Here is an 18,130-nt window from a genome sequence, read left to right on the forward strand (position 1 = left end):
CACATCCCGTCAGACGTTGAGGATCCGGGCCGCTTCTTCGATGTGCGTGCGCACGACCCGGGCGTACATGTGGTCATCGGGTTCATGGGAGATCCACAGCGCGGCCTGGGCCAGGTACCACTCGACGATCCACACCCGGTGCCAGCCCAGCGCCCACTCCGGAGCGGGCAACCCGCCCCGATCAGCCAGGGTTTCCCTGGATCCTCCAGCCTGGACGTAGCGTTCAAGCAAGGCACGGGTGCGGTCGGGGTCGGCGGGGTCGATGGTGCCGTGCCAGGAGGCCAGATCGAGTAGCCCGGGTCCGTGGAAGGCGCGGGCGAGGTCGTACATGTGCACCCGGTCCGGGCCGATGATCAGGCTGGTGGGGTGGAACTCCGAGTGCACCCACCCGAACGGGGCCAGCACAGCGCCCTGGGCCCTGGTCGGAGCCGCTTTCTCCAGCGACCTCAGGGCGGTTTCGAGGTCGGCGGTGTCGGCCCAGCGGTTGTTCTCGTGCAGCACGGTCAGGGTGCGCAGGGCCCGGCCTGGCAGTGAGGCCAACCAGTCGGTATCTCCGGGTGAGAGGAAGTCGGGGGCAGCGGCGGAGTGCAGTTGCCGGGCCGCGGCTACCCCGTCGTCGTCATCGGCCTGGCGGCAGGGTTGGCCCAGGTCCTCCAGGAGCATCCCCAACGTGGTGCCGCCCCTGGTGGAGGTGAGCACCCGGGGGACGTCGACCCCGGCCTGGCGGGCGGCGATGAGGGCCTGATCTTCGTGGGTAAAAGGTTCGGTGGCGCACTTGAAGATCACCGTCACCCCGTCAGCGGTGTGGAGACGTTCGACGTGTGAGAGCGCCCAGCTGTGCAGGACCTCCGCCGAAGTGCTGTCGAAGCCCGCAGCGATGGTGACCTCCTGGCGCAGCCGGTCGATGTCCTGGGTGTGCACGGACACTCCCTTTCTCGCGCTCGAAGCGCCGGGGCCGCGCGGGCCCCGGCTGGCCTGGGCGTTCAGGTGGTGGAGCCGTAGGAGCGCACGGCCTGGATCCACTGGTCGCGGAACTGGGCGAGTTCGTCGCGGAAGCGGCCCATGGGGGTTCCGTAGGAGGCGACCACGCCGCCCTTCTGGGAGGGGGTGGACTGGCAGCCGTGCACGAGTCGGCCGCCCAGGGCGGTGTGGGCCTTGATCGACTCGATCCTGCGGTTCTCGTTGAACAGGCCGCCGTGGAAGACCTCGTCCAAAGCTTGCACGGTGGGCTCGTCCAGGTCGTAGACCACGCGTGCGGTGTCGCCGAAGAACCAGGCGGGACCGACCACGGAGATCCGGCCGTCGGCGTCGACCTTGTTGAGCGCGGTGAGCGTGGACACCTCCGCGAGGATCCTCAGGTGTTCGGCGGTGATCCCGGGGACGTCCAGGGTGGGCAGGTGTTCGGTGCGGAAGAGGTAGCTGTAGACCCTCCAGGCGATCCCCAGCACCTCGGCAGGGTCGTGGGTGATGCGGACATGGTCCTCGATGAACCGCAGCGCCTTCTGTTCCAGTGCTTCGTCCGAGGACTCCTCCAGAGGCAGCATCCGATCAGTGACGGTCTGCCAGTCGACGACACGCCAGCCGGTGGACTCCAGACGGAAGAAGTAGTCCTCGGGCTGAACGGTAAGCGTGGAACCGTCCACCGTGATTCCGGGCAAGCGTTCCCAGCGGGGATCGAAGCGGTGGTCGGGCAGCTCCACCGTGAACGGGGCGAGTGTGGTCGTCATGCCTGTTCCCTTTCCTCTTCTGCAGCTTCGGACAGATCCCACCGTCTCTTTGGGGAGCCTGTGCCGAGAAGGCGCGGCCTCGGGGTTCGTGCGTGAACCCAAGCCGAAGGAGTGCACAGGGGGCGTGCGTTTTCGTGACTTCGTTCCCCACAGGCCAGGCGCGTGCCACACTGCACTCCCCCGGACACTGCGGAAACACTGTGGAGACGCTGTGCCGCGCACCCCCAAACAACCGAACACTCAACTCGCGCAGCTCCTGGACGAGTCAGGTATCCCCGCCAAGGGACTCGCCCGCCGAGTGGTCTCGCGCGGTGATGAGCTGGGGCTCTCCCTGTCCTACGACCACAACAGCGTGCGCCGCTGGCTGGAAGGGGAACGTCCACAACAACCGGTCCCCGCGCTGATTTCCGGAGTTCTCTCCGAGGCCCTGGGGCGCTCCGTCAGCCCGCAAGAGTGCGGCCTACCCGGCGAGGACGAGCGCACCCTGGAGTTCCCGCTCTCCTGGACCACGGGGATCTCCACCGCTGGGCAGCTGTACCGGGCCGACGTCGAACGCCGCCGTGTACTGCTCGGCGGCTACTCGCCGGCCGCCTACCCGAGCGCCACCACCCGCTGGCTCACCCATCCGCCCTCCCCGGGCCCCGCGCACCGGGGCCGAACCCGGGTCGGACGCCCTGAGATCGCCGCCATTCGACAAATGACCCGGGCCTTCCGCGACCTCGACAACCGCGTGGGCGGAGGTCGCATCCGCAGCACCGTCGTACAGTACCTCGACGCCAACGTCACCCCGCTCCTCCACGGCACCTACACCGAAGAGATCGGGCGAGAGCTGTTCTCAGCGGCGGCAGAACTCACCAAGGCCGTGGGGTGGATGGCCTACGACTGCGAGCAACACGGCCTGGCCCAGCGCTACCTGGTGCAAGCCCTTCGCATGGCCAAGACCGCGCAGGACGACGGCCTGTGCGCCGAGATCCTCGCCGCGATGGGCCACCAGGCCACCTACATCGGCCGCTCCGCCGAAGCGGTGGACCTTGCGCGGGCGGGCCAGTCCGCAGCCGCCCGAACCGGGCACACAGCGCTCATGGCCGAGTGCCACCTCATCGAGGCCCACGGCCACGCGGGCCTGTCCGACCACCGAGCCACCTCAGCCTCCCTACGCGCAGGGGTGAAGGCGTTCGAAGCCGAAGACCCCGATCCCCCGGAGTGGCTGGCCTACTTCGATGAGGCCTACCTCGCGGCGAAGGTCGCGCATTGCTTCCTCGCACTGAACGACGACGCCCAAACTGCCACGTACGCGGAGCGCTCTCTGGAGATGAATACCGACTACGTCCGCGGCCGCACGTTCAATCTGCTGATGCTCGCCACCGCGCACGCCCCCAACGAACCCGAAGAGGCCATTCGAATCGGCGGCCAGGCCCTGGCTCTGGTCGAAGGGTTGCAGTCCCGTCGAGCCCTGTCCTACCTACGCCGCCTGGGCCACCGACTCCGCGCCCACGAAAACTCACGCGCAGTCGAGGAGTTCACCGTGCGGGCCAGGGAGGCTGTCACACCAGGGTGAGCGCCCGGTACACGGCGACGACCGTGGACGCGCCGACGATCTCCCCTTGGTCGATCATCTTCACGGCCTCTTCCAGAGGCCACCAGCGGATCTCCTGCGCCTCGTTGATGTCGGGAGGGGTGTCGGTCAGGTCGGCACCGCGTGCCAGGTAGATGATCTGGGGTTGGTCCACCGACCCGATTGCGGGCTGGAAGGTCACCATGTGCTCCATGGAGCGGGGGCGCCACCCGGTCTCCTCCTCGACTTCACGGGCGGCTGCGGCCTCGATGTCCTCGGCGCCGTCCACGTATCCGCCCGGCAGCTCCCACACCCAGCGGTCGATGATGAACCGGTGTCGCCGCATCAGGAGTACTTCGCGCTGGTCGTTGGCCACCAGCGTCATCGCGGCCGGGGGCATGGCCACGACGTACTGCGTGAAGGACACCCCGTCCGGGAGAGTGACGTCGACCGTAGACAGTCGGATGTGCCGGTTCTCGTCCACCAGCTTCTCGCCGTGGATCATCCATTGCGTACTCACACCGGCACCCTAGAGCACGACGCGGCTGCCATAGAGCGCGTTGCGTGACATCACTCAGACCGACCGCTAGCGATGGGCATCCTGCGCTCCAATTCCGCAGGTTACTCTTTCCGATGTAAATAAATCCATGACCCCCACACCCTTAACAGCTCACCAAAAAAGCCATCGGGATGGAACCCAAGTCCGCAAATTGAGCATTTAGACACCCCGAAACCGACGACGCATCCGCTCGAGAAAACCCCTCTTCTTATGAGAATATTCCAAATATAGCGGCGTCGCTAGAACAAGCGGCCCAATATGGTCATTAGGAGCGATCCAGAGCACTTGCGCGAGGCCCTTCAGGTCAGCTGTCTGCGCAGGAGGATGATCCTGAACCGTAATCCTGTGAACTTGTTGAGCGACCCAGCTATAGTGCCCCCTCCTTTGTTCAGGCTCCGTCATTCGAGAGTGGATTTTTGGAGCGATAGGGCGATTCCCTGATTCATCCTCCTCAATCTGCATAACAACATCGTCGATCCAATCAGTATTAGAACCAACGCGACCACGGTCATGCTCATCCTTGTGCCCCAAAGGCTCACTTCGAAGCAACCGCGCGTGACGCGAACTGCCACAAAGTAGCAGCTTCACAGGATGGCCACCAGAAGAGACTCCGGAGCTCGCAAAGAAAATCAAGTCATTCGGAGCACCCGGACTACTGTCACGGTGGCCCGTAGCGTAATCGAAAGTCAAGTCAAATCTAACCCAGGAACCCAGTTTTACATCAGAATCTTCGAAATCGAATGCGAGCATGCCCAGGTGATTAATGAGCCTTTCTAACTTTACATGCAGAGCTTGACCACGCTCCCCTTCCTTGCCAAACTCAATACCAGAATCCACCACAGCCATATTCAGTTTCGCATCAACTTTCGACAGGGAGAACTCCCCCAAAACCTGAGTGAATTCTTTTTCCACCTTCCGCCCCGAGAGATACGCCACGTTCCGAATGATCATCAAATCCACTTCCCGTCTTTATTAAAATTGACATTAATCTAAGCTTGACATTCCTTTAATCAGCAGAAGCCAACCATCTTTCATTGACTAAACGGCAGAGAGAACTTCATGCAGACGCGGGGCAGGATTGTGAAGCCATTGAAGGATACACCAAAATTCAGATCACGCACCGATTAGTACAGCTCAAAAATGGGACAGGTGAGCACTAGCGTGCCACACAGGTCGGAAAACATTGGGAACCCAAAGGGAATTACGGGATTCGGATCGCATCCTCGCAGGTCGGAGGAATGCGAGGTCGGCCGTGAAAAGCATTCTTGACCCTCCAAACCGATGAGACGCGTGGAGCTTCTGTCGCACGCCTCCCACTCCATGCGGTACCCAGATGGCGTGATTCAACCCCCGGTACCCCCGCGAGGGTGCACCAGAACAGCGAAGGTCGCGCACCCAGAGGGTGTACGGGGGCCAGGGCAACGTGGGGGAACCGGGGGCAACGGGGTGATGAGCAGCGCCATTGCCTGCGGGTTCTCGTGTTTGGGCAGGTCAACGCGATGTCGGTGGGCGGTTCGATTCCCGTCATCCGCTCCATACGAAAGACGGCCCCTGGCCTGCGAAGATCCTTCGCACGCCAGGGGTCGTCTTCGCGTTGGGGTGCACCAGCGGGTGCACGGGGCCACGGATGACGCACCCGGCTCCCGTCGTACGTCTGGTTTGCAGATGTGGTGGATGATCGACGGGCCCAGCCTCACCTGCCAGATCTGAGGCAACAAGGTGATGCGCACCCAGCTCGAACACCTCCTGGAACTGAGCGAGCACCCCACGAGCAACCTCCGGGCGCTCCCGCCGTCCGGGGGAACACAGGCTCCGCGGCATCCGCAACCGAACCCGCTGAGATCATCACCCGGGGCTTGTTCCCCTGGTCGGGTTCGGCCGCTCCCGGCCCGGGGCAGAACGCGGCCCTCTCTTGATGCAATCTCCGATTGCACCCGTTGACAGAGGTGACCCAGGACACAACAATGGTGATACTTTTGGGAGCGCTCCCAGCGCTTCCGACCGCTAGCCCCCAAGCGGAAGGACCCCCGTGAACCCGGCACGTAGAACAAGGATGACGGCGCTCGGCGCAGCAGCCGCTCTAGGTGCGAGTCTCCTCGCGGCACCCCCGGCACAGGCCGACGACGAACCCGTCGAGCAGATCACCAACGGCGACTTCTCCGACGGAACGACCGGCTGGTGGGCCAGCGCGGGACTGGACCTGGTCGTCAATGACGAGGGCGTCCTGTGCGTGGACGTCCCCGGAGGTACCGGCGACCCCTGGGACCAGATCATCGGGCAGAACGACATTCCCCTGGTGTCCGGGGAGTCCTACGCCTTCTCCTTCAGCGCCTCCGGTGCCGGACGCCCCGTCCGCGCCCTGATCCAGGAACCCGTCGATCCCTGGCGGACCCAGCTGGACGAACGGCCGGTGCTCACCACGGAGACCTCCTCCCACGAGTACGTCTTCACCTCCTCGGCCGACATGGACGACGCCCAGGTCGCTTTCCAGATCGGCGGCGCCGTCGAGGACTGGGTCTTCTGTCTGGACGACGTGTCGCTGCTCGGCGGGGCGGAGCCCCCGGTCTACCAGCCCGACACCGGGCCCCGGGTACGGGTCAACCAGGTGGCTTACCTCCCCCACGGCCCCAAGAACGCCACCGTGGTCACCGACTCTGAGGAGTCCCTGCCCTGGGAGCTGACCGACACCGACGGCGCGGTCGTGGCCGAAGGCGACACCGTCCCCTACGGCCTGGACGCCTCGTCCGGCCAGAACGTGCACACCGTGGACTTCGGCGGCGTCACCCAGGCGGGACAGGGCTACACGCTGACCGCGGACGGGGAGACCAGTCACCCCTTCGCGATCAGTGCCGCCCCCTACGCGGAGCTGGCCACCGACGCCCTGGAGTTCTACTACACCCAGCGCAGCGGCATCGAGATCCTCGACGAGATCGCCCCCGGTTACGGTCGCGAGGCCGGGCACGTGGGGGTCGCGCCCAATCAGGGCGACACCGAGGTCACCTGTCACCACTCCGAGCCGTGCGACTACGCCCTGGACGTGTCCGGCGGCTGGTACGACGCGGGCGACCACGGCAAATACGTGGTCAACGGCGGCATTTCGGTGCACCAGATGATGAGTGTCTACGAGCGCGCTCACACCGCGCCCACCGGGAACCCCGACCGGGTGTCGGACTCCTCCCTGGCGATCCCGGAGCGCGACAACGGCGTCCCGGACGTTCTGGACGAGGCCCGCTGGCAGATGGAGTTCCTCCTGTCCATGCAGGTTCCCGAGGGTGAGGAGCTCGCGGGTATGGCGCACCACAAGGTTCACGACGAGCGCTGGACCGGCCTGCCCCTGATGCCCGCAGCCGACCCCCAGCCCCGGTACCTGCACCCGCCATCGACGGCTGCCACGCTGAACCTGGCCGCGACCGCAGCCCAGTGTTCCCGGGTGTTCGCCCCTTACGACACCGAGTTCGCGGCCGAGTGCCTGACGGCCGCGGAGACCGCCTGGGAGGCCGCCGTAGCCAATCCCGAGCGGTACGCGGCCGCGGGAGGCGAGGGCGGCGGCCCCTATGACGACGACACCCTGGTCGACGAGTTCTACTGGGCCGCTGCGGAGCTGTACCTGGCCACCGGGGCCGGAACCTACGAGGAGGCGGTGACCTCCTCGCCGATGCACACAGAGGACGTCTTCACCGCTTCCGGGTTCGACTGGCGCTGGACCGCCCCGCTGGGCCGCCTCCAGTTGGCTGCCCTTCCCAACGGCCTCCCCGACCGCGACGAGGTTCGCGCCTCGGTCGTCGAAGGGGCCGAGCAGTACCTGGCCAATGTCGAGGAGCACCCCTACGGTCTGGCCTACGCTCCGGACGACGGTGTCTTCGCCTGGGGCTCCAACAACCTCGTGCTCAACAACCTGGTGGTGGTCGCCACGGCCTACGACCTCACCGGTGAGCCGCGCTTCCGCGACGCGGTGCTGGAGGGCATGGACTACATCCTCGGCCGCAACGCCCTGAACCAGTCCTACGTGACCGGATACGGCACCAACGACGCGGTCAACCAGCACAGCCGCTGGTACGCCAACCAGCTCGACCCGGCCCTGCCCAACCCGCCCGCGGGCACGTTGTCCGGCGGACCCAATTCCGACACCGGAACCTGGGACCCCGTGGCACAGGCCAACCTCGAGGGATGCGCCCCCCAGTTCTGCTATATCGACCACATCGACTCGTGGGCGACCAACGAGCTGACCATCAACTGGAACTCCACGCTGGCCTGGGTGTCCGCGTTCGTGACGGACCAGGGTGACGCCTCCTCCCCGGCTACGGCCTCCTGCGAGGTCGACTATGTGGTGCACGGTGAGTGGACCGGGCGCTTCAACACCCAGGTCACCGTACGCAACACCGGGGACGTGCGGGTCGAGGGCTGGGAGGTGGCGTGGTCCTTCCCCGGGGCGCAGAGCCTGGACCGCCACTGGAGCGGCGTGCTCACCCAGTCCGGACACGCGGTGACCGCGGGCGACGCCGAGTGGAACGCGGCCATCGCACCCGACGGCGAGGCGACCTTCGGCTTCATCGGCACGCTTCCCGCCGGGGCCGCCAACGCCGTACCGGAGAGGTTCACCCTCAACGGAGCCGTCTGCGGCTGACCCGTAGCGGCGGGGACCATCCCGAAACCCCGGCCGGGGTCTGGGCGAAGGCGCACGGCGTCCCGTCCAGGCCCCGGCCGGTTTCTCGGTGAAGGAGTGCGCCAGCCTCCCGCGATGGCTCCTGTCCCCTCCCCGGTACGTCTGTTGAGGCAGTGCCCGGACGTTGCCCTCCTACCGGGCGTAAAACGGAGGTTCGACGCTGAACCGACTGTCCGACCTGCTCGGGTCGGCGGGATCAGGGTGGTTCCGGTGTTCCCGGGCGGCGCTGCCGGGGCCGCCGGTTCCGGGTGGCACGGCGGGGACGGGCACGCAGGGGGCGCAGAGCGGCGGGGTGGGCCCGCCCTCGGAAGAACCATCCTCAGCGACTATCGGAAACTTGTAGCGGCCACAGTAGACATGGCTATTTCGTGCTGCTACATTTTCTGTCGTAGCCACCGAGATACACGGCTAGGCCACCGGATACGCCGGTGGGGAGCAGGACGGCTCGCCCGGCGCGCTTTGCTGTACGGCGCCGGGAGCCGGTAGGACCGCAGTACAGAAGTTCAGCAGTACCCGCAGTAACGCAGTACCGGCCTTCCGCTCGCACAGGGAAGACCACAGCAGGAAGTAGAGCAGGACGGCTCGACGGTGTGCACGTGCTTCAAGACACCGGGAGCCGGCAGGACAGCAGTACCGGTGTTCCGCTCGCACAGGGAACACCACGCAGGAAGGCTCACCCGGCGCGCATCGCTGTACGGCGCCGAGAGCCGGCAGGACCGCAGTACAGAAGTTCAGCAGCACCCGCAGTAACGCAGTACCGGCCTTCCGCTCGCACAGGGAAGACCACAGCAGGAAGAAGGACGCGGTAGGGCTCGACCGGCGCACGGTTGTTCAGCGTCGGGGGCCGGTAGGACCGTAGTCGAAAGCAGTGCACGAAGTGAGAAGCGAGAGGAGTAAATGCCATCAGGATCGCCTGAGCGAGGAGAAGTTCCGCTCGGGTACCGCAGGCCCCGGTTCGGAAGAAGGTGGTCCACGGTCACACAACCGCGATCCCCGCGATCCCGTTCTAGCTCAACTTCGGGAAGCGGAAGACCGGCAGCTGCCGGTAGGTGGTATTGAACTCTCGGGCCCCAGCGCCGTACGGCGCTGGGGCCCTCGACGTGCGTTCAGGAGAAGAAGGACACGCACTTGCCCCGTCCCGAAACCGGCAATCGGTTCGACGATGACGACTACCCCGCCTACACCGTGGGCGCCGCAGCGGAGATGATCGGCACTACGCCGGCCTTCCTGCGCGCACTGGGAGAGGCCAAACTCATCAAGCCCCTGCGTTCGGAGGGCGGTCACCGCCGCTACTCCCGCTACCAGCTCAGGATCGCCGCACGCGCCCGCGAGCTTGTGGACGAAGGCACACCGATCGAGTCCGCATGCCGCATCATCATCCTCGAGGATCAGCTCGAGGAGGCCCAGCGCATCAACGAGGAGCTGCGTGCCGCCGGCCCGCCCCAGACATGAGATGAAACCCGCCCGCTGATCCCGGGGCAAGGGCCTGAGCCCGCACGAGCAGCGCCGTGCGGGTAGGCGAGGCCTTGCGCACTCAACTGTTCTGCGGGTGCGCGAGGGCTGCCTCAGTCGACCTCTGAAGAGCGGTGTGCCCTCTGCCGCCCCGAACTGTTTCGGCGTGTTCCGAAGCCTGCGCAACAGCGGACGATGAAAACCCGGACACCGAGCGCCACCTCATGCGACCGGCCCTTCCCGCGACGATTCCGGGGAAGGGCCGTCCCTGTCCGATCGTCTGACTGCTGTTACTGACCGGGGGGCGGGTAGGCGAGGAAGAACAGTCCCGTTCTCAGGAGGGTGTTCAGCCAGATGTTGCGGTAGCAGGCCCAGAGGTAGCCGCACAGCAGGCCGATGGGGGTGTAGGTAAGCAGGGCCATCCCGAGATGGTGGACGAAAGTGTCGCCGGGTAGGGGGATGAGGACCAGGTAGGGCTGGATGAGCGCGTAGAACAGGGCGAACAACAGGGACGTGGTGATGATCCCCGCCCACCTGCCCCAGAGCAGTTCCAGGCGGGTCTGAACCATGACCCGGAAGAAGGCCTCCTCGCAGAGCGCCGCCACCAGGAAGACCGCGAGTACCCCGACCATGAGCACCAACGGCGGCCAGCCGACCCGGAACGGGGCGAGCAGGAAGGACACGAGCATGATCGCCAGCAGGACCGGGGTGAGGCCGAGCCAGCGCCAGGGTTCGGTCACCTTCATGGCGATCTCGGACAGACCGGTGCCCTCGGCTCGGAGGATGGTGATCAGACGGTCGATCGCGATCGCCGGGAGGGCAAGGAAGAAAAGCACCCGCGGGACCAAGGAGATCGGGGCGGTCGTGCTCGCGTCCGCTCCCGGGCCAAGGGCGCTGAGTACCCAGTAAAGGCCTGCTATGGCCACGACGCAGGCGACGAGACAGCAGCCCAGCCAGATCAGCTGGCGGTGGACGGGTTGTGTCGTGAGGGCCTGCCTGACCCTGGTGTCGAGTTCGCGCCGCCGACCGAAGTACACGGCCAGGAGGCCGGCGAGGACCCCCGCGGCCACCGCCGGGCCCCAGGAGACGAGGAGCCGATAACCCCCGCCGTACATGACGTCCTGCCGTAGCTGTGGGTCGATGGCCAGGGTGATCAAGACGAGAAACAGGCCGGCACCGACCGCACCCGAGATCACCATGCTCCGCAGCACCACTGCCAGCACCCCCTGGTCACAGCCGAACCTCCATCATCACCCAAAGCCGCCCGAAAGGGTGAGTGCGCTTCTGACGTGTGTCGATGCGGGCGAACCGCTCCGAGCTGGCCGTACCGGAAAACCGATTGCCACCCTGGAAGGTCTGCTGGAGACTGGCGGACCATGGACGACTACCACCCCCTGAAGAGTTACGGGCCGGACTTGGCCGAGCAGTACGACAAGCACCAGCGCGGTGACGAGGAGGCCACGGCCGCCTTCCTGGCCGAGTACGCGGGCGCTGACGGATCGGCGTTGGAGTTCGCGATCGGGACCGGACGGATCGCGCTTCCGCTCGGGCGGCACGGTGTGCGGGTCGACGGCATCGAGCTCTCACCGGACATGGTGTCCGGGCTGCGCGAGAAACCGGAGGGCGCGGACCTGGAGGTGATCGTCGGTGACATGGCGACCGAGACCACCGGTCGGACCTATCCGCTCGTTTACCTGGTCTACAACACCGTCTACAACATCCTCGGCCAGGACGGCCAGGTGGAGTGCTTCCGCAACGCCGCCCGCCATCTGGACGAGGGCGGGGTGTTCGTGGTCGAGGCGGCACCGCCCTGGCAGTGGATCAAGGGTGACCAGTTCGTCAACGTCGAGCGCATCACCCCGGGCTCGGTGACCCTCGACGTGAACCAGTACGACCAGGTCACACAGCTGCTCGACGAGAACCACGTGCGGATCGGCGCCGAAGGCATCAGGCTCGCCCCGATCTCCTGCCGCCTGATCTGGCCCTCGGAGATGGACCTCATGGCACGGCTGGCCGGGCTGCGGCTCGTCGACCGGTGGGGCGGGTGGAACGGTGAGCCGTTCACCGAGCGGAGCCCCATGCACGTCAGTGTCTACGGCCGGGCCTGAACGCCCCGATAAATAATGACTAATAAGCACATTCCACTGATCCATAACTCATAATGATGCGCCTTTCCGGATCGTGTCCGGATGCGGCCACAGCCGAGATGGGCGACAGAAAAGCGATGTAGTACTGGCTTTCAGAGGGGTGACGCGGCTCGCGTTTCCCCTCTGAAATCTGTTCACGGAGAAGATTCGGGCAAGGGATCTCGTATGAACGAAGTAGCCAAACGCTGCGTCGCCACCGCGCTTCTCGCCGCGGGCCTCACCGCGGGGGCCGTCGGGACGGCGCTCGCCGGCACCCAGGTCGGGGGCGGCACCTGGTATCACGGCACCACTTCCAGCAGCGTCTACTCGAACTACTACCACGCGCGCAACTGCCACGGGTCGACCGCGGTGGGCGCCTACACCGACCGCTCCAGGAACACCGCGCCCGGACTCACCTCCTACGCCAGTGCGCCCAAGGCCTGGACCAACAACCAGACCTACTACCGCAGCGGCTGCTAGCGCATTCGGGAAAGGAATCACCGTGAAAACCCTCAAGCGTATTTCGGTCGCCGGAATCGCAACCGCCGTTCTCACCTTCGCGGCAGTGGGAACCGCCTCAGCCGGGCATTCCTTCGTCGGCGGAGGTGAATGGTTCCGGGGTGTCACCGGAGCCCCCGGGGTGGGCGAGGTCTTCTCCCACTACCGCCACGGCTCCGCCTGCCACGGCGCCACCGCGGTGGGTACGCGCACCGTCCGGGTGAACAGGGACGCCGGGCAGTGGGCGAAAGCCGCCGCGCCGCGCGCCAACGCGAACAACCAGAGCTACTGGCGTAACCGCTGCTAGATCCGGGAGCCCCCGTGAAGACCCTCGACCCCCTCCAGCGCACCTCCACGACAGCCACGACCACCGTCATGACCGCCGTCATAACCGCGATCACGACCGCGATCACGACCGTCGTCATCGCGGCCGCGGTCATCCTCGGGACTGCCGCGCCCGCCCTCGCCCAGACCTCCCATGTCGGCGGCGGGGTGTGGGAGCGCAGCCTCACCGGCGTCCCGGGGCAGGGTTTCGTCCGCTCGAACTACCACCATCCGAACACATGCCACGGAGCCACCGCCGTGGGCACCCACACCGAGCGGGTCAGCGCCCCCGCCGGGATCTGGGCCAGGGCCGAGGCCTCGCGAGCCAGGGCCAACAACCAGCAGTACTGGCGTAACAGCTGCTGATCGGCGTCCGTCCGGTGGACCCGTCGGCCCGCCCGCTCCCGGCCCCGGGTCCACCCCTCCCTGACAGGACCGCACCAGGTGCCGAACCGCACCCTCCGCTTCGCCTACACCGCGTGTGCCGCGTTCGCCGCGCTGCTCGCCTTCCTCCTCGCCGCCACCGCAGAACAGACCGTCCACGTGCTCGAGGACTCCGCCCTGGTCTGGATCACCGAGAACGACGGCACCCACGACACCGACGAGGTCGCGCGTGCCGTACAGGAGGTCGCCGACACCCACCGCGCCGCCATCGGCTACAGCGTCCTCGACGTCAACGACCCCTCGTCGCTGGCCCACCTGTACCTGGCGGTCTCCGATCCCGACTCCCGATACGCCCGCTGGCTGGACGAGGGTTACCCCTCCTTCGGCCGTGCCTTCACCGTCCAGACCCATCCGATGCCGGAGTTCGGCGACGTCGGCCCCAACGGGTACTACCTGGTGTTCGGCAGCCCCGAGGCCGAGCAGGCCCTACGCATCGCTCTCGCCGAGCACGGCCTGTTCGAGGCCCCCGGCAGCCAGACCACCCAACTGTGGCACTTCCTCACCGGCGGCCACCTGCTCCACCTCGTGGCCGTCGCCCTGTTCACCACTGTCACCGCCACCGGCGCGGGCGTCCTGCTCTCCGCACGCGACCACGCCGTCCGGCGTCTGCACGGCCGTTCCTACCCGGGCATCCTCGCGGGGGAACTGGCCGGAGTCCTGCGCCTGTGGGCGGTGGTGCTGCCCGTCTCGGCCGTCGCCGTGCTGGTCCTCCTCGGCGGTTACAACGGCTGGAACCAGCTCGGCCTCTACACCGGTCTGGCCCTGCTGTTCCTCGCCCTACTCGCCGTCGCGTGCCTGGTCACACACGTGCTGTGCCTCGCCCTGGTGCACACCACCCAAATCCTGCCCGCGCTCAAAGGGCGCCTGCCCGTGCGCGGCACCACCGTCGCCGTCCACCTGGTCCGCGTCCCGGTGCTGTTCCTGACACTCACGCTCCTGGGCAGTGTCGTGGCCACCGCCCAGGACGTCCGGGACCAGCGCGTCGGCCTCCAGGTCTTCGAACGGTACGGCCAGACCTCGCGCCCCGCGCTGAGCGCCCACTACGGCTGGGCGGACGAGGGGGCGGTGGACGACGAACTCGGCCCGTGGCTGCGGCAGGCCGACACCGACGGCGACCTGGTGCTGGCTGCCCAGCTGCACCCCGCCGAACTCCTTCCGGCCGCACCCGCCGAACCGGACGTGCCCGTCCCGGAAAACCCCATCCTTCTGGTCAACGACACCTACCTGGCCGAGGAGGAACTCCTCTCCCCCGCCGGGGAACGGTACGGGCCGGACCGGGCCGTACGCGTCCTCCTGCCCGCCTCGGCCGCAGAGCACGCCGAACCTTTCTCTGAAGGGGTGACCGGGTGGCTCGGCGCCAACAGCGCCCCCGGGAGCGTCCCCGAGGTGGCGGTCCGACCCGCGGCCGACGGCCAGAGCCTGTTCACCTACGGCGCCGAGGAACGCCTCGGCGCGGCCCTGCCCCTGCTGTACGAACCCGTGGTGATCGCCCTGCCCAACGGGGCGGTCCTGTCCGACAGCGGCTACGTGAACCACCTGTCCGGGCGGCAGACGGTCTTCCCCGATCCGGGTGTGGTGGAGGCGTTCCGGACCCGCAGCCCGGAGGCGTCCCGCTACATCTCCATGGTCGAGCCCCTCAGCACCAGTGCGCGCACGGCCCACGCCCGCACCGTGCACGCGCTGCGCGCCGAACTGTTCAACCTGTTCGGCGCGGGCACCGTGCTCCTGCTGACCGCCGTCGCCGCGTGCGTGGTGCACGTGCGCACCCGGGCACAGGAGATCTTCGCCCGCCACCTCAGCGGCTGGGGCTTCCCGGCCACACACCGGCGGCTACTGACCACCGAGGCGGCCATCGCGGCGGCGTTCGTGGGCTGGACCGCCTGGACCACCACCGGGACCGAACCCGTCCACGCGGCGGGGATCGCCCTGGCCTCGCTCACCCTCACCCTGGGCGCGCTCGCGTACTTCCACCGACGCGTGATCCGTGAGGGCGCCAGCCAGGCCTGACCCGCGCCGGAGCAGAGAAGCACCAAGGAGCACCGTGATCACCCTGAGGAAAACCACCAAGTCCTTCGGCCCCCGCGTCCTGTGGCGGGACCTCGACCTGACCGTCGAACCCGGCCGAATGCTCGCGCTGGTCGGCACCAGCGGATCGGGCAAGACCACCCTGCTCAACTGCATGGGTCTGCTGGACCGGCCCACCTCCGGGCAGATCCTGTTTCAGAGCACGGACCTCACCCGCCTGGGTCCGGGGCACCGTCGCCGCTTCCGCCGCGACCACCTGGGCTACCTCTTCCAGGACTACGCCCTGATCGAGAACGCCACGGTCCGGGCCAACCTCGACGTGGCCCGTCGGCGCGGCGCCCGCCCCGGCCACGCCGAGGCCCTCGCCCGTGTCGGCCTGGCCGGTCGGGAGCGGGAGAGGGTCCACCACCTGTCCGGCGGCGAACAGCAGCGTGTGGCCCTGGCCCGGCTCATCGTCAAACGGCCGTCGCTGGTGCTGGCCGACGAACCCACCGGTGCCCTGGACAGCGACAACGGTGCCATGGTGGTGGATACGTTGCGCCAGCTGAGCGGCCAGGGCTGCGCGGTGGTGATCGCCACCCACGACCCCGCCGTCCGCGACTCCTGCGACACCGCCTTCGACGTGCGCTCCCTGGAACCCCGAGGCCGCCGCGAGGACCTCGAACAAGCGTGATCTAGCCTCGGCCGGGTGGGGAACACACCACCGCGGACCGCGGGTGAGACAGCCGATCGGGTGACGCGGGCCGTGACGAGCGCGGTGGAGACCGTCCGTGCTGCGCTCACCGACGCCCACCGGATCAGGCATCTGCGCGCCTTCGTCGAGCTCTGGCCGGGGTCGGCACTGGACCGCGCGGCGGAGGTGGACGCCCGGCTCGCCGACGGGGCCCGCCTGCCGCTGGCCGGGGTTCCTCTCGCGGTGAAGGCCACGGAGGGGATCGCATCGCACCAGGCCCAACGCTTGATCGCCGCCGGTGCGGTGCCCATCGGCGCCACGTCGGTGCCGGGGCCGGGGACGCGCTGGAAGACCTGGGGACATACGGAGGAGGGCCCCACGCTCAACCCCTGGCGGGCGGACCGGGTTCCGGGCGGTTCCTCGGCCGGTTCCGCCGTCGCCGTGGCCACCGGGGTGGTGCCGTTGGCGACCGCGAGCGACGGTGCCGGGTCCACCCGCATCCCCGCGGCCTGGTGCGGGGTCCTCGGCTACAAGCCGACCACGGGCCTGCTCCCGGCCCGCGACCGCGCCGGTCTGACGGTGGGCGGGCCGATCGCGCGCACGGTGTCCGACCTCGAGCTGTACCGGAGTACCGTCCTCGGCGGCGCGTCTGCGGCGGCGCCCGCACACGTGCGCGTCGCATGGTCCTCCACTCTGGGGTTCAACCGGCCGGACCCGGAGGTGGTGGCGGTCGCGGAACGGGCGCTGCGGCGCTGGGCACGGACGTGCGACGTGACGCTGTCGGAGCCCCGACTCGCGCTCACCGACCCCGCGGAGTCCTGGCTCTCCCGAAGGGAACAGAACTCACCCGGCAGCCACACCGACGTCGGTGTGGACAACCTCTCCGCGCTGGCGGAGCTCTTCGCCGCCGCGGACCTGCTCGCCACACCCGCGACCCCCAACCCGCCCCACCCGCACTCCGGGCCGGGCGAGGTGATGAGCGTGGGCTTCACCTGGCTGTTCAACCTCACCGGCCACCCAGCCCTGAGCCTTCCCGCCGGGCTCACCCCGGACGGTCTGCCCGTCGGACTGCACCTGGTCGCGCGGCACCACGAGGACGCCCTGCTCCTGGCCGCGGCCCGATCCGCCGAACAGGCGCTCCCGTCCCTGCCCCAGAACCGCCCTCGGCGGTGGGGTTCGCGCGTCGGAGCGGTAGCATCTGAGGCGGATTCTCCCCCTCGTCCGCGTGTTCCCCGGTCCCGGAGAAAGCCGTGCGACGGGGCTGCCCCAGACACGGAAACGGACGGCATGGACGCTGAAGAGACCCAGGTCATGGCCCGGACAGGCCAGTTCACGACCACGGTGACCTGGGAGACCTCGGTCAGAGGCCGGGTGGCCTCCGCGATCGACCGGTTCTCCGGCCCGCTGGCCGATCTCGCCGAACGCGACGCCAACGACGGTGACACCCGCATGCTGGTCGCTGACTTCTTCAGCGTCGGCCTGAACTTCAGCAAGTTCCAGGACCTGACCACGGAGTACCGCACCAGCGGGGACTCGATCGACTACGCGATCGTCCTGGAGGGCGAGCTCTTCGCCCCGATCGAGGTGCGCCGGATCGGTCAGGACCTGGACCTGCGCAATATCCAGATGGCCCGGCGGTTGGCCGTCGACGAGGGCGCGGACTGGATCTTCCTCACCAACGGACGGGTCTGGCGGGTCTACCACCTGCGCCCCGACCCCGGCGGCGGCGCGCCCCAGCCGGTGACGGTCGTCGACGTGGACCTGCTGGACGAGGAGTCCTACGAGCGCAACGTGGACGGCCTGTTCCACCTGACCCGCGAGTCCGTGGAGCACGGCCGCCTGGACGCGCTGCGCCGCTGGCGCGAGGCGGTCGAGCCCGCCCCGCTGGCCGGGGCCCTGCTCAGCGACGAGGTCGTGGCGGCGGTCCGCGGTCAGCTGCGGGCCGCCTCCGAGCACCCGGGGCACCTCGGTGAGGACGACGAGATCCGCCGCGTCCTCACCGAGGGGGTCATCCCCCGCGGGCTGCTCGGCTGAATCGAACTCCGGCGCGGACCATTCCGGCGAGCACAGCTCCAGGGTGACTC

Annotated in this window: 16 protein-coding genes and 1 pseudogene; 12 read left to right on the plus strand and 5 right to left on the minus strand. The window is 67.8% G+C overall.

Going from position 1 to position 18,130, the window contains the following annotated elements; genetic code table 11:
- Positions 1 to 9 precede the first annotated feature (9 nt).
- Together D457_RS0102810 and D457_RS0102815 are read right to left on the minus strand one after the other, a co-directional pair.
- Positions 10 to 921, minus strand: coding sequence for an aminoglycoside phosphotransferase/kinase family protein (locus D457_RS0102810; RefSeq protein ID WP_026116267.1), 912 nt, complete (start codon positions 919 to 921; stop codon positions 10 to 12).
- Positions 922 to 983: 62 nt separating this feature from the next.
- Positions 984 to 1,727 carry a hypothetical protein gene (locus D457_RS0102815; protein WP_017579123.1) on the minus strand — a complete coding sequence of 248 codons (744 nt, stop codon included), beginning with the start codon at positions 1,725 to 1,727 and terminating at the stop codon, positions 984 to 986.
- Positions 1,728 to 1,938: 211 nt separating this feature from the next.
- Here D457_RS0102815 and D457_RS0102820 point away from each other — a divergent pair, with 211 nt between their 5' ends.
- Positions 1,939 to 3,285 carry a hypothetical protein gene (locus D457_RS0102820; protein WP_017579124.1) on the plus strand — a complete coding sequence of 449 codons (1,347 nt, stop codon included), beginning with the start codon at positions 1,939 to 1,941 and terminating at the stop codon, positions 3,283 to 3,285.
- Here D457_RS0102820 and D457_RS0102825 read toward each other — a convergent pair.
- Together D457_RS0102825 and D457_RS35570 are read right to left on the minus strand one after the other, a co-directional pair.
- The gene (locus D457_RS0102825; protein WP_026116268.1) at positions 3,272 to 3,802 is read right to left on the minus strand and encodes an NUDIX hydrolase; all 531 of its coding nucleotides are present in this window, start codon (positions 3,800 to 3,802) and stop codon (positions 3,272 to 3,274) included. The genes D457_RS0102820 and D457_RS0102825 overlap by 14 nt on opposite strands.
- Positions 3,803 to 4,000: 198 nt before the next feature.
- A complete protein-coding gene (locus D457_RS35570; RefSeq protein ID WP_275040984.1) occupies positions 4,001 to 4,792 on the minus strand; it encodes an SAVMC3_10250 family protein in 792 nt (263 codons plus the stop codon).
- A 771-nt stretch (positions 4,793 to 5,563) separates the two neighbouring features.
- Between D457_RS35570 and D457_RS37665 the strand changes: the two genes are divergently transcribed.
- The 3 genes from D457_RS37665 (at position 5,564) to D457_RS0102835 (ending at position 9,956) form a co-directional block, all read left to right on the plus strand.
- Positions 5,564 to 5,782, plus strand: a complete 219-nt coding sequence (locus D457_RS37665; RefSeq protein ID WP_338042987.1) for a hypothetical protein — start codon at positions 5,564 to 5,566, stop codon at positions 5,780 to 5,782.
- Positions 5,783 to 5,894: 112 nt separating this feature from the next.
- Complete coding sequence (locus D457_RS0102830) at positions 5,895 to 8,465, plus strand: glycoside hydrolase family 9 protein (RefSeq protein ID WP_017579126.1); 2,571 nt, start codon at positions 5,895 to 5,897, stop codon at positions 8,463 to 8,465.
- A 1,167-nt stretch (positions 8,466 to 9,632) separates the two neighbouring features.
- Positions 9,633 to 9,956: a MerR family transcriptional regulator gene (locus D457_RS0102835; protein ID WP_017579127.1), complete on the plus strand. Its 324-nt coding sequence runs from the start codon at positions 9,633 to 9,635 to the stop codon at positions 9,954 to 9,956.
- Between the two features lie 290 nt (positions 9,957 to 10,246).
- Here D457_RS0102835 and D457_RS0102840 read toward each other — a convergent pair whose 3' ends face one another.
- Positions 10,247 to 11,170 (minus strand): CPBP family intramembrane glutamic endopeptidase, encoded by a 924-nt coding sequence (locus D457_RS0102840; RefSeq protein WP_239645995.1) that lies wholly within the window; start codon positions 11,168 to 11,170, stop codon positions 10,247 to 10,249.
- Between the two features lie 162 nt (positions 11,171 to 11,332).
- Here D457_RS0102840 and D457_RS0102845 point away from each other — a divergent pair, with 162 nt between their 5' ends.
- The 8 genes and pseudogenes from D457_RS0102845 to D457_RS0102880 all read left to right on the plus strand — a co-directional run bounded on the left by D457_RS0102845 (position 11,333) and on the right by D457_RS0102880 (position 18,080).
- A complete protein-coding gene (locus D457_RS0102845; protein WP_017579129.1) occupies positions 11,333 to 12,064 on the plus strand; it encodes a class I SAM-dependent DNA methyltransferase in 732 nt (243 codons plus the stop codon).
- 204 nt (positions 12,065 to 12,268) lie between these two features.
- Complete coding sequence (locus D457_RS0102850) at positions 12,269 to 12,562, plus strand: lactococcin 972 family bacteriocin (protein ID WP_017579130.1); 294 nt, start codon at positions 12,269 to 12,271, stop codon at positions 12,560 to 12,562.
- A 22-nt stretch (positions 12,563 to 12,584) separates the two neighbouring features.
- Positions 12,585 to 12,887 (plus strand): lactococcin 972 family bacteriocin, encoded by a 303-nt coding sequence (locus D457_RS0102855; RefSeq protein ID WP_017579131.1) that lies wholly within the window; start codon positions 12,585 to 12,587, stop codon positions 12,885 to 12,887.
- A gap of 14 nt (positions 12,888 to 12,901) precedes the next feature.
- The gene (locus D457_RS0102860) at positions 12,902 to 13,270 is read left to right on the plus strand and encodes a lactococcin 972 family bacteriocin (protein ID WP_017579132.1); all 369 of its coding nucleotides are present in this window, start codon (positions 12,902 to 12,904) and stop codon (positions 13,268 to 13,270) included.
- A gap of 78 nt (positions 13,271 to 13,348) precedes the next feature.
- Positions 13,349 to 15,355 (plus strand): bacteriocin-associated integral membrane family protein, encoded by a 2,007-nt coding sequence (locus D457_RS0102865; protein WP_017579133.1) that lies wholly within the window; start codon positions 13,349 to 13,351, stop codon positions 15,353 to 15,355.
- Between the two features lie 34 nt (positions 15,356 to 15,389).
- Positions 15,390 to 16,046, plus strand: coding sequence for an ABC transporter ATP-binding protein (locus D457_RS0102870; RefSeq protein WP_017579134.1), 657 nt, complete (start codon positions 15,390 to 15,392; stop codon positions 16,044 to 16,046).
- A gap of 243 nt (positions 16,047 to 16,289) precedes the next feature.
- Positions 16,290 to 17,144, plus strand: a pseudogene (locus tag D457_RS31760) (amidase); the annotation flags it as partial.
- 189 nt (positions 17,145 to 17,333) lie between these two features.
- The gene (locus tag D457_RS0102880) at positions 17,334 to 18,080 is read left to right on the plus strand and encodes a hypothetical protein (protein ID WP_026116332.1); all 747 of its coding nucleotides are present in this window, start codon (positions 17,334 to 17,336) and stop codon (positions 18,078 to 18,080) included.
- Positions 18,081 to 18,130 lie beyond the last annotated feature (50 nt).

The sequence above is a fragment of the Nocardiopsis valliformis DSM 45023 genome, from assembly GCF_000340985.1.
Lineage (GTDB): Bacteria > Actinomycetota > Actinomycetes > Streptosporangiales > Streptosporangiaceae > Nocardiopsis > Nocardiopsis exhalans.